Origin of the sequence: Eubacterium sp. OM08-24, from assembly GCF_003438075.1 — a bacterium.
GTDB lineage: Bacteria > Bacillota > Clostridia > Oscillospirales > Acutalibacteraceae > Ruminococcoides.
Genome location: NZ_QSTA01000006.1, coordinates 16,771 through 27,481 on the forward strand (window position 1 = coordinate 16,771; position 10,711 = coordinate 27,481).

The 10,711-nt window shown below is 28.6% G+C and carries 11 protein-coding genes and 1 pseudogene; 1 reads left to right on the forward strand and 11 read right to left on the reverse strand.

The annotated features are described in order from the left end of the window. Window positions 1–3 precede the first annotated feature (3 nt). The 11 genes and pseudogenes from DXC23_RS09110 to DXC23_RS09160 form a co-directional block, all read right to left on the reverse strand. Entirely contained in the window at window positions 4–1,332 is a 1,329-nt protein-coding gene (locus DXC23_RS09110) for an ABC transporter substrate-binding protein (RefSeq protein WP_117705803.1), read from the reverse strand. 157 nt (window positions 1,333–1,489) lie between these two features. After that, window positions 1,490–1,639, reverse strand: a pseudogene (locus tag DXC23_RS09115) (cysteine peptidase family C39 domain-containing protein); the annotation flags it as partial. A 13-nt stretch (window positions 1,640–1,652) separates the two neighbouring features. After that, window positions 1,653–3,014 (reverse strand): ABC transporter substrate-binding protein, encoded by a 1,362-nt coding sequence (locus tag DXC23_RS09120; RefSeq protein WP_117705805.1) that lies wholly within the window; start codon window positions 3,012–3,014, stop codon window positions 1,653–1,655. A 161-nt stretch (window positions 3,015–3,175) separates the two neighbouring features. Continuing rightward, window positions 3,176–3,538 carry a cysteine peptidase family C39 domain-containing protein gene (locus DXC23_RS09125; RefSeq protein WP_158552537.1) on the reverse strand — a complete coding sequence of 121 codons (363 nt, stop codon included), beginning with the start codon at window positions 3,536–3,538 and terminating at the stop codon, window positions 3,176–3,178. Between the two features lie 11 nt (window positions 3,539–3,549). Continuing rightward, the gene (locus DXC23_RS09130) at window positions 3,550–4,893 is read right to left on the reverse strand and encodes an ABC transporter substrate-binding protein (protein ID WP_117705807.1); all 1,344 of its coding nucleotides are present in this window, start codon (window positions 4,891–4,893) and stop codon (window positions 3,550–3,552) included. Between the two features lie 19 nt (window positions 4,894–4,912). Beyond that, window positions 4,913–6,247, reverse strand: coding sequence for an ABC transporter substrate-binding protein (locus tag DXC23_RS09135; RefSeq protein ID WP_117705808.1), 1,335 nt, complete (start codon window positions 6,245–6,247; stop codon window positions 4,913–4,915). A 206-nt stretch (window positions 6,248–6,453) separates the two neighbouring features. Then, entirely contained in the window at window positions 6,454–7,125 is a 672-nt protein-coding gene (locus DXC23_RS09140) for an ABC transporter ATP-binding protein (protein ID WP_117705809.1), read from the reverse strand. A 12-nt stretch (window positions 7,126–7,137) separates the two neighbouring features. After that, a complete protein-coding gene (locus tag DXC23_RS09145; RefSeq protein ID WP_117705810.1) occupies window positions 7,138–8,250 on the reverse strand; it encodes a hypothetical protein in 1,113 nt (370 codons plus the stop codon). A 7-nt stretch (window positions 8,251–8,257) separates the two neighbouring features. Then, window positions 8,258–9,307 carry an FtsX-like permease family protein gene (locus DXC23_RS09150; RefSeq protein ID WP_117705811.1) on the reverse strand — a complete coding sequence of 350 codons (1,050 nt, stop codon included), beginning with the start codon at window positions 9,305–9,307 and terminating at the stop codon, window positions 8,258–8,260. A gap of 78 nt (window positions 9,308–9,385) precedes the next feature. Beyond that, the gene (locus DXC23_RS09155; protein ID WP_117705812.1) at window positions 9,386–9,694 is read right to left on the reverse strand and encodes an accessory gene regulator B family protein; all 309 of its coding nucleotides are present in this window, start codon (window positions 9,692–9,694) and stop codon (window positions 9,386–9,388) included. Then, the gene (locus DXC23_RS09160; RefSeq protein ID WP_242997469.1) at window positions 9,691–9,846 is read right to left on the reverse strand and encodes a cyclic lactone autoinducer peptide; all 156 of its coding nucleotides are present in this window, start codon (window positions 9,844–9,846) and stop codon (window positions 9,691–9,693) included. The genes DXC23_RS09155 and DXC23_RS09160 overlap by 4 nt, the downstream gene beginning before the upstream one ends. Before the next feature lie 606 nt (window positions 9,847–10,452). On the opposite strand from DXC23_RS09160, the gene DXC23_RS12545 reads away from it, so the two are divergent. Then, window positions 10,453–10,711 (forward strand): response regulator (locus tag DXC23_RS12545; protein WP_199523066.1); only part of this gene is annotated, 259 nt, incomplete at its 3' end.

Genomic DNA, 10,711 nt, shown 5'->3' on the forward strand with positions numbered 1-10,711 from the left:
TTCCTACTCAGTCAAATAAATTTCCGTAGCAGCAGAGAGCTGACGAATAAACTTTTCCTTTGAAATATCCCCGTTTAAATATTTATCAACTATATCACTGATTACCGAAGAATTAAAATAAGTATCCGATAAATAATTAAACCCATATAAGTTACATTTTGTTATGTTGTTTATAATATATTTATAATCTCTTATCGCCGCACTTTGAGCAGTTTCAACAATAGCTTTTTCTTTATCACTAACAATTAAATCTCCAAAATCTATTGCTTCATCTATTGAATCAATGCATTTTTCCATAGCATCGCTGTTTACAGGCAAATACATACATTCTTCACTCATATTTTTTTGCACATCACAGGACAAACAGTACTTAATGAAAGGCAGTAATTTTTCTTTATTTTTACAATTATCATTAACGGCAATACCAACATCTATAGAGGCAGAAATTGAATCATCATCCATATTGTAATTATTTACAAACACAGGAGTTGATCCTAAATATTTTAAACACGAATATGTCTTTACTATAATACTAAAAGCAGGCATTTCCTTATATAAAATAGAAGCACCATTATTTATATTTTCATATAAAAAATAATAAACATTTTCGTCGGTAGTGTCATTCTTAATCAAGCTATAGATAGAATCCAAATCTTCCGAAAACTTATCGCTGTTAAATTCTGTATTTCCGCTGTTAAAATCTATATATTGATCTAAAAACGAATAAAAAAAGGCAATATTATCATCGGCACTTCCAAAAAGAGAATATTCTTTTTTATTTTTTGAAAGTTTCTCAGATAATGCTTTAAAAGAAAATTCAGATGATGTTAAATTGTACTTATTAAGTGTTTCCTCTGTAGTTATAAAAACATCAGGTGAATAGAACAAAGGTATAAAATATCTTTTACCGTCAATCACTCCTGCATCCATAATTTTTGAATCGCAGTTATCTATTCCTATATCATAACTAAATTCACTTATAAGCTCGTTTACATCTGCAATAGTTTTGCTATCTGTTAATTTCTCAAATGGAAGCTTTTGACTCAAAGAAAAAATATCAGGTCCTTCACCTGCCATAATTTCTGTTGACATTTTTAATTTCATTTCTTCCTGAGATTCAAATTCCACGATTTCAATTTGATAGGACTCATCGTAATGCTTTGTACAATATTTATTGTACCTTTTAATAATATCGCAAATAGCATCCTCATAGTATGCACAATATGTAAGCTTTGAGGAATTGCTTGAAGCTGTGCTTTCACCACATCCGCTGAAAACAAACACAGTAATAATAAATTGTAATGTTAAAATTATCGCAATTTTATTTTTCATAATGATTCACCTTGTGATTATATGTCTTAACATAATTCTAAATTATTAATCTGTAGTCCATCTGAATTTTTATTATTTAAATCAACAATAACGCTCTACTTGTTAATTCATACGGATAAGTAGCGAAATTAATATGCACTGAGTTAAATTCACTTCATTAATAATTGAAAGTAACATATAAACCTTTTGCAGGGTCGGAAACTACTACAGTATCACCCTTAACTTTAGTTATAACTACATAATGCAATAAGGAATCGTCAATCACCACATGAGCAATAGCAAGTATAGGTGATTTAGAGGTTAATGATTCCTTATCAGCTTCATTCTGTTAAATAAATTTCCGTTGCCGCCGAGAGCTGACGAATAAACTTTTCCTTTGAAATATCCCCGTTTAAGTAATCGTTCACAATATCTCCGATAACCGAGGAGTTGTAATAAGTATTTTCAAATTCCAGATAATCATATAAAGTACAACTGCTTATACTGTTAATCATATCTAAATATTCATTAAAAAACTTAGTTTTTATTTCATCTGAATATTCTTCCTCAGATTTCTCATACTCTCCATCATCATTAATATCATATACACGTTTTGACGTATGGTCGATTACATATTCAAAAGCAGCTTTATTTACAGGCAGTGCCCTTACCACTATTGATGGTGATGAACTGCTTTCACTCCATAATTTTTGAATATCATAACTTAAAACATATTGAATAAAAGCCAATGCTTTTTCTTTGTTATTTGAATTATTATTCAATGCAATACCACATTGAACAAATGCTGATACTGCATTCGCCTTTTTATTGTAGTTTGGAATAATAACCGGCGTGCTGTTATTATTATAAATATAAAAATAAGAATTTAGCGTACTCATCATAGAACCGTCGAATGATAATTGTGAAGTACGAAACAAATAATTACCTATTATATCCCATGTAGTTCCTTCTTTTCTTGAATTATCATTCCTAATCATTTTTCCAATATAATCTAAGCTCTCGGTAAATTCATCGCTTGAAAATTCTGTAGTTTTATTATAAAAATCCACATATTCATTAACATAGGAAAAGAAGAACTTATATGTTTCATCTTTATTTCCAAAAAGCGCATAACTATGGTCTTTGTCAGATAACCGTATCTCTAACTCTTTAAATGAAAAGTTAGTATTTTCCAGATTATATTTATCTAATATTTCCTGAGTTGTTATAAGTATATTGGGGCAATAAGTTATAGGTATAATATATCGCTTTCCATTGTAAATTCCGCAATCCATTATTGTTGAATTATAGTCATCAAAATCTATATCGGATTTGTATAATTCCGCAAGCTCATCTATATCCGCAAATGAACCGTTATCAATCAGCTTTTCAAAAGGTAATTTTTGATTCAATGAAATTATGTCGGGTCCTTTCCCCGCCATTATCTCCGTTGATATTTTTGTAAGCATAGTATCTTCCGAATCAAATTCCACAATTTCAATTTGATATGACTCATCAAGGTTTTTAAGACAATAATTATTATATTTTTGTATCAATTCTACACAAACCGAATCTTCATTGTTTATGGTATAATATTTTAACTTTTCGTTACTTTTGATTTTGTATTCATCACAAGAAGTAAGACTCAATAACATAGCACATAAAATTGCTAAAATTATACTATTTGAAAACACTTTTTTCATAATGATTCACCTTGTGATTTTTTATATATCTTAGCATAATTCTAAATTATTAATCTGTAGTCTATCTGAATTTTTATTATTTAAATCAACAATAACACTCTACTTGTTAATTCATACGGATAAGTAGCGAAATTAATATGCACTGAGTTAAATTCACTTCATTAATAATTGAAAGTAACATATAAAACCTTTGCCGGGTCGGAAACAACTACGGCATCCCCTTTAACTTTGGTTATAACCGCATAATGCAATAAGGAATTGTCAATTACTACATGAGCAATAGCAGGCAGAGGCAATTTATTAGTTAACACGCTTTTATCTGCTTCAACAACCTTTTGCTGAAAACCAAAATGTTCAATTACCTTTACAAGACCGTATGCACTAGTACCTTGTCGATCCGTACCTGCAATATCACGAATTTTTGCTATAGATACTTTTAAACCGTATTTTCCAAAAATTGCGGCCAGACAAGCCGGACCGCAATCTGTTTCATCATTTTGTAATATACATTTAAATCTAATCATAATATACCAGTTCATTCTGTTAAATAAATTTCCGTAGCAGCCGAAAGCTGACGAATAAATTTATCCTTTGATATACCTTTATGTATATAATTGTCAACAATGTCACCGATAACATTGTCATTATAATATGAATGTGACACATCTCGATACAAGGTGCAAGCGTTTACATTATCGGCAATGTCAATGTATGCTTTCATAAAATCGTTGTCAATCCCGATAATTTTATTGTTATCATCCGTTCTTGAGCCGGCAACAAGTTTAGCATTATCGTAAACAGACATATTCACAGGAAAACTCAAACTTCCTGATGCTGTTGCACCAATTTCTTGAATTTCATCACTAAGAGTATATTTTATAAACGCAAGTGCTTGCTCCTTTAGTTGTGTATTATTATTAATTGCATATCCAACCTGTATGTGTGCGGAATTAACATCTTTGTTTTTTGTCAATCCACGAAAGACTACAGGTGTTTCATTTATAGATTGATAATAAGAATAATTTCCTGCCATCAACGGAAATGACCGATTTATATACAATCCGTCAAACAATTCATTTGTATTGTTTTTTTGAGAAATCGTCAACATCTGCATCATTACATCTAAATTATCTTTAAATTCATCGGTATCAAAATACACAGCTTTATTTTCAAAATCAACATAGCTGTTTAAAAATCTGCAAAAGAGTTGCATTGGATAATCAAACCACAAAAAATCCGACAACTCATTAGATACAAATGAATAGCCTTCATCATTTAAAAAATAATTTTCAAATACATCTAAAAAATTACTGTATGTCAAAGAAAAGCCGTTATTTTCTTTGATATCGAAATTTTTCAATCTTTCTTCTGTAGATACCAATACATCAACTCCATAAAACAGCGGTACAATATATAAACCGTTATCATAAACTCCTGCGTTGAGTATGTTAACGTTATAATCATCAAGATTTATTGCATTTGAAGAATTATCATCTTTTAGCAAATCATAAATATTCATTAATGAACGGCTTTCAATTAATTTTTCAAAAGGCAATTTTTGACTAAGTGAAATAATATCAGGTCCACTTCCAGCCATAATTTCAGTTGATATCTGCGTTGACATTTCTTGTTCAGAATCAAATTTAACTATCTCAATTTGGAAAGACGGATTATTACTGTTTATGCAATATTTATTATATTTTTCTATAATCCAAGACAGAGAATCTTTATCATTTAATGTATAATAAACAAGATGATTTTGTTCGCTGTTATTTTTTATTGCACAACTTGAAAATGAAGTAATTATTATAACACTTAAAAGTATAGCTATTATGGCTTTAATAGATTCATGCGGTTTAAATAAAAAGCGTGTGAACATAATACATTTTATCCTTAGTCTATTCCGTTAAATAAATTTCCGTTGCCGCTGTGAGTTGACGTATAAACTTTTCTTTTGAAATATCTCCGCTTAAATATTTATCAACTATGTCACCAATTACTGACGAGTTGTAATATGAATGGGATGCATCCCTATAAAGTGTACATTGATTAACATAATCTGCTATTTTCATATATGTGCTTATAAAATCATTATCTATGCCAATTATTCTGTCATCATCATCTGTTACTCTGCTTGCTGTGTATTTCAATTGTTCATATGCCTTGTTATTAAGAGGAAAGCTTATACTCGCTGAAAGTGAATTGCCTTTTGCACCACATATTCTCATTTGGCAATCATCTGAAAGAGCATATTTTATAAAAGCATATGCCTGTTCTTGAAGTTTTGTGTTATTATTTATTGCAAACCCTATTTCTAAAAAAGCAGAATAAATATCATCACTTTTCACCAATCCCCTAAATACAACAGGTGTTTCACCTATTGATTTGTAATAAGCATATTTCCCTGTAATAAGCGGTAAGGAACGATTAATATATAAATCATCGAACAAAGCATTTGAGTTATCTTCCCTTGTGTTTATTACCATCTCACGCATAATATCAAGATTATCTTTGAATTCATCATCAGTAAAAAATGTTGACTTATTATCAAAATCTATATAACTATTTATAAATCTGCTAAAAAGCTGCATAGGGTGATCAAACCATAAACCGGTATCACTGTCATTTGAAACAAAGCTGTAATTCTTTGTTGAATTAAAAAAAGGAGAAAATTTGACTGACACATTGCTGTAGGTCAGTGTTTCACCATTGTTACCCGAAACATTAAATTGTTTTAACCTCTCTTGCGTTGAAACAAGCACATCCATTCCATAAGACAGCGGAACAATATAACGTTTACCGTCATACACACCGACATTCATTATAAAAGAATTGTATTCATCAAGCTCAATTTTATCTTTAGTTTCATCATTATTAATCAAACTATTAATATCCAAAAAAGCTTCATTTTCTATAAGTTTTTCAAACGGAAGATTCTGATTCAATGAAATAATATCAGGTCCTTCTCCAGCCATAATTTCTGTTGACATTTTTGTGCACATATCATCATTATTTTCAAATTCAATTATCTCTATTTGATAAGACTCATCATATTTTTCTAAACATATCTTATTGTATTGTTTTATAAGAGAACTAAAATCGTCTTCTGCATTAGAAGTATAATATTTTAACTTTTCGTTACTTTTGATTTTGTATTCATCACAAGAAGTAAAACTCAATAACATAGCACATAAAATTGCTAAAATTATACTATTTGAAAACACTTTTTTCATAATGATTCACCTTGTGATTTTTTATATATCTTAACATAATTTTAAATTATTAATCTGTAGTTTATCTGAATTTTTATTAATTCAGGTAGATTGGAGGACTTCTGTTTTTAAAAAACATAACTGCCCTTTCTGCTTTCAAGGCAAAAAAATAATGCCGACAGGCAATAGCGTTAAAAGCTATAACTTGTCGGCATTTTAATATTTTTTTACGAACAAATGTCCTTAATAATATTACCGTCCTTTATTTCTATAATATGGTGGCATTGATTGGCTATTTCTAAATTGTGTGTTACTATAACTATTGTAATTCCATTACTATTTAATTCAAAGAGCATTTTCACTATTTCTTCCGATGTTTTACTATCTAAAGAACCTGTAGGTTCGTCGGCAAATATGTATTCTGGGTTTGTAACCAAAGCACGCGATATAGCTACCCTCTGTTTTTGACCACCGGAAAGCTGTGATACTTTTTTAGCTTTCAGGGACGCAATTCCTGTTTTTTTTAAAGCTCTCATTACTGAACTTTTTTTATCCTTTATTTTCTTATTAAAATATAAGGGTGTCATTACATTTTCAAAAACAGTAAAATCATCAATCAATGCAAAATCCTGCAATACTATTCCAATCTTAGAACTTCTAAGCTTTGATTTTTTACTTTCGCTAAGTTTATTGATATCAATATTATCAAGATAATATTCTCCGTCAAAATTATCAATGCATGACATAATATGTAATAATGTGGATTTACCCGCACCGCTTTCTCCTATAATTGCAACCGTTTCTCTATCGTCAATTTTTAGGTTTATGTTGTTTAACGCATGAACCATATTTTTTTTCCCTTTTAAATATATCTTGTTCAAATTTTTAATTTCAATCATAGTTGCCTCCGATTATCTTTTATATTTAAAAACTTCTATAGGTGGGTTTTTCTTTAATATTCTATAAGGAATTAACGATAATGATAACAGTATCATAATTATAGCTATTATAGCAATATAATTAAGCCAACACATACTTTTTTGCATAACAAAAATAAATATTACAAAGAATACAACCAATGTCAGAACAATATAGATAACAGTATATAATAAACTTATCAAAAAACATTTTTTGGTTGAAGCACCGCATAGATATAAAATGGAATAAAAATAAAGATTCTTATAAGTAGAAATAGCAATGCAACCTATCATTCCAAACAATGAAACTAAAGATAAAGTTAAAAAAATCGGACCTAATGCTCTAACCCTTGCATAAGCATCTTCTTTTCCGCTTTCTAATACATCGGAAAAAGTTCGAACATAATAATAATTACTAAACAGTTTATAAGATTCATTTAAATCGCTTGAATTTTTTAAAATGATAGCTTCAGTCATTCCGGTACTAACGAATTCATTTGGTAAATAATTATATAATGTTAATAACGGAATTTCAAATGATTCATCTGCTTTGCCTAACATATCTTTTGTATTCAATTCTGTACCACCGTTATTAAAAGTACAGTAGTAGGAGGTTTTTAATATACCAACAATCTTGCCGGTAAGACCATTTTTTGAATCAATATCAATTATGTCACCAATATTAAAATATTTATTTAAGGAATAGGGTATCACTACAGGAATATCTTTTAAATCATCCGTACACTCGTTTAACCATGTTCCCTCTGATAATTCGGGAATATAATCATTTACAAATTCATTGCTATATCCATAAAGAGTATATTCTCCTAAGTAAGCTACCCCACCCAATTCACAATAATCTATTGAATTTTCAGGTAATTTATTTAATAATCTTTCTGGAACAGAATTACCGCCATTATCAACTATTATTCCGTTTATATCTGAAAGTCCACTGCTAACATACTCATCAACTGTAACGAAGTAACTATTTGCAGTAACTAAAATATCGCTTAATAATAACGTGGAAGCAACTAATTGTATTATTATAATTATGCTCATTAACAGATTCTTACAGAAAAGATGGTATGAAAATTTAATTAACTTCATTATTTTGTCACCCCAATCTTTTTTCGGAAATAGATATATTTTTTACATATTTTGAAATTACAGGAGCACTAGTAATAATAATAACTATAAAGTACACTATAATCATACTAATGTAATCATATATTCCTAAGCTGTATGTAAAATCCTCATATTGTACATATTCAATTATGCTTGGCAAGACACATCTTGAAAAAATACATCCACATACAAATGATATTAAAGCAATAATGAAAATTACATTAGCTAAGAGAAAAATGCAAGTTGTTTTTGTCGCACCGTTCAATCTATAAATATAAATAATTTTGTTATTCTTTTCTAATATATATAAATAGACAAATGCTACATTTATCATTGATAACAAAAATATTCCTATATATATAATAGTAGTAGAATCATTCCATAAGCTGTCAATATTTTTTATCCTTTCCGGATAGATTATTTCTGCATTTTCAAAGCATTCCGTCAATTGAGAAATAATTTTATTATTTTCATCGTCATCAGGATATTTATCTAAAACAATTGATACAGATTCACTATTATGCTTCACATCATTTATAGACGATATAGGCAATATATTATAACCGCCAACTGAATATGTACCAATTACAGTATATTTATCATTGCATATTGATATTTTATCCTCTTCTATCACACCTTCATCACCTGATATTATTACATGTTTGTTTGTCACAAATTCGTCTTGGTTGAAATATCTACCATGCTTAATGTGATTGGGGTAGTAAAGATAGTCAAACATTATTCTTGTATCATCAATATTAGCTTTTATGGAGACGGCATTTAATTCTAAATCACACTTATTATTAAAATGCTCTATCTCTTTTAGCATCGTATTATCATCGATGAATGCACCATTAAACGATACAGTATAGGTCTTAGAACTATCATATTTTTTATTTGCATTTGTATAGCTTGCAAAATACGAAAACACAAAAAGAGATGCAAATATTGATATTATCTGTATTAAGCAAAGAAATCCAACCAATAACTTATTATTTTTAAAAAAATGCCAAAAGATTTTAATTGATAAATTTAACATTAGCTTCACCCTCAACTTGAATATCTACTTATGATTGAGTTCCCACAACATTGTATATTAATGTATTGCTGTTATTGCTCAATGTGAAAATGTGTTTAGTGCTACCAACAGTAGTATTATGCTTGAAATAACAGAAAACAAATAGCATCTTGATGGAGTTCTAGCATGGTAACCACCTGCAAACTTACGAATAGCAATAAAAGAAAAATTAAACACTAAACTTTCGACTAATAAATTGAAGAACAATCCTAAAACAATAATTGTTGCAATATGTAATGCTGATGCTAAAATAATATATACAGCATATTCATATAAATCAAAATTATCTTTTTGTCCTTCATCTTTGCATAAAAAGCAAGCAAATTTATCAGAAATTAACTTTATCATTTGAACTTCTTAAATTTCTCTAAATCCTTCGGTACTTTCGGCTGATAAATTACATAACATCCTGAAGAATTTGCATTCGATTTTAACGCAACAAACAACACTTTTTTGATTCCGTTTTTCATCTTGTTTGATAACATTTTTTCGTTTTTCATTGTAATTAACCTCTTTATTATAAATTTATCAAAAAAATGCTTGTAAATGTTGAATTTTACAAAAATGGTAATAAATTCGACAAAAAATGCACTTTTAATCTATTATAGCCCTTCATCTTACAACTATATAAAGACTTTAAATATTACAATCATATAAGAATATTATCTTTTTTTAAAATTTATTAACAATATTGCCGATGATTGATAACATTTTATTGGTTGATATTAATGTATGTAGACTACAAAAATAGGAATTTGTATAGCACAACATAGAAAAGAAATAAAAATGAAGAAAAATGCTTTAGCCAAAAAAACATGTCTTTCAAATTACCACATATCAAATATTGAAAACGGTTACTCTGTACTAGGTATTGAAAAATTTGCTAAAATCTACAATGCATTAAATATCACACCTGACTATCTCTTATTAAGTAGTTTAAAAAAGTAATAACATTCCTAAAAATATTGTTGACAAACAAATTTTTGCAATAATAAATCATTGAGCCTGATATCAAAAATAATATATAGAATTTAACTGAACAGGAATAAAACGGATGACAAATTCTTTTTTTTGAGTTATAATCCTAATTAAGGAGGTATAGCTCTATGAATGTACTGATATGTGATGATGATTTGAAAATCGTTCAGCAAATCAAAAATTTTCTCCTTAAATTATCAAAACAGTCAACCTATAATTTTGATGTTACCTGCTTTTCAAATGGGGATTCTATATTGGATAAACAAATTAAAGCTGATCTTGCTTTTATTGATATTGAAATGCCCGGTGTTAATGGACTTTCTGTTACAAAACATCTTCAGACACTAAATCCGAATATTATTGTCTTTATAGTTACATCTTTTCAAG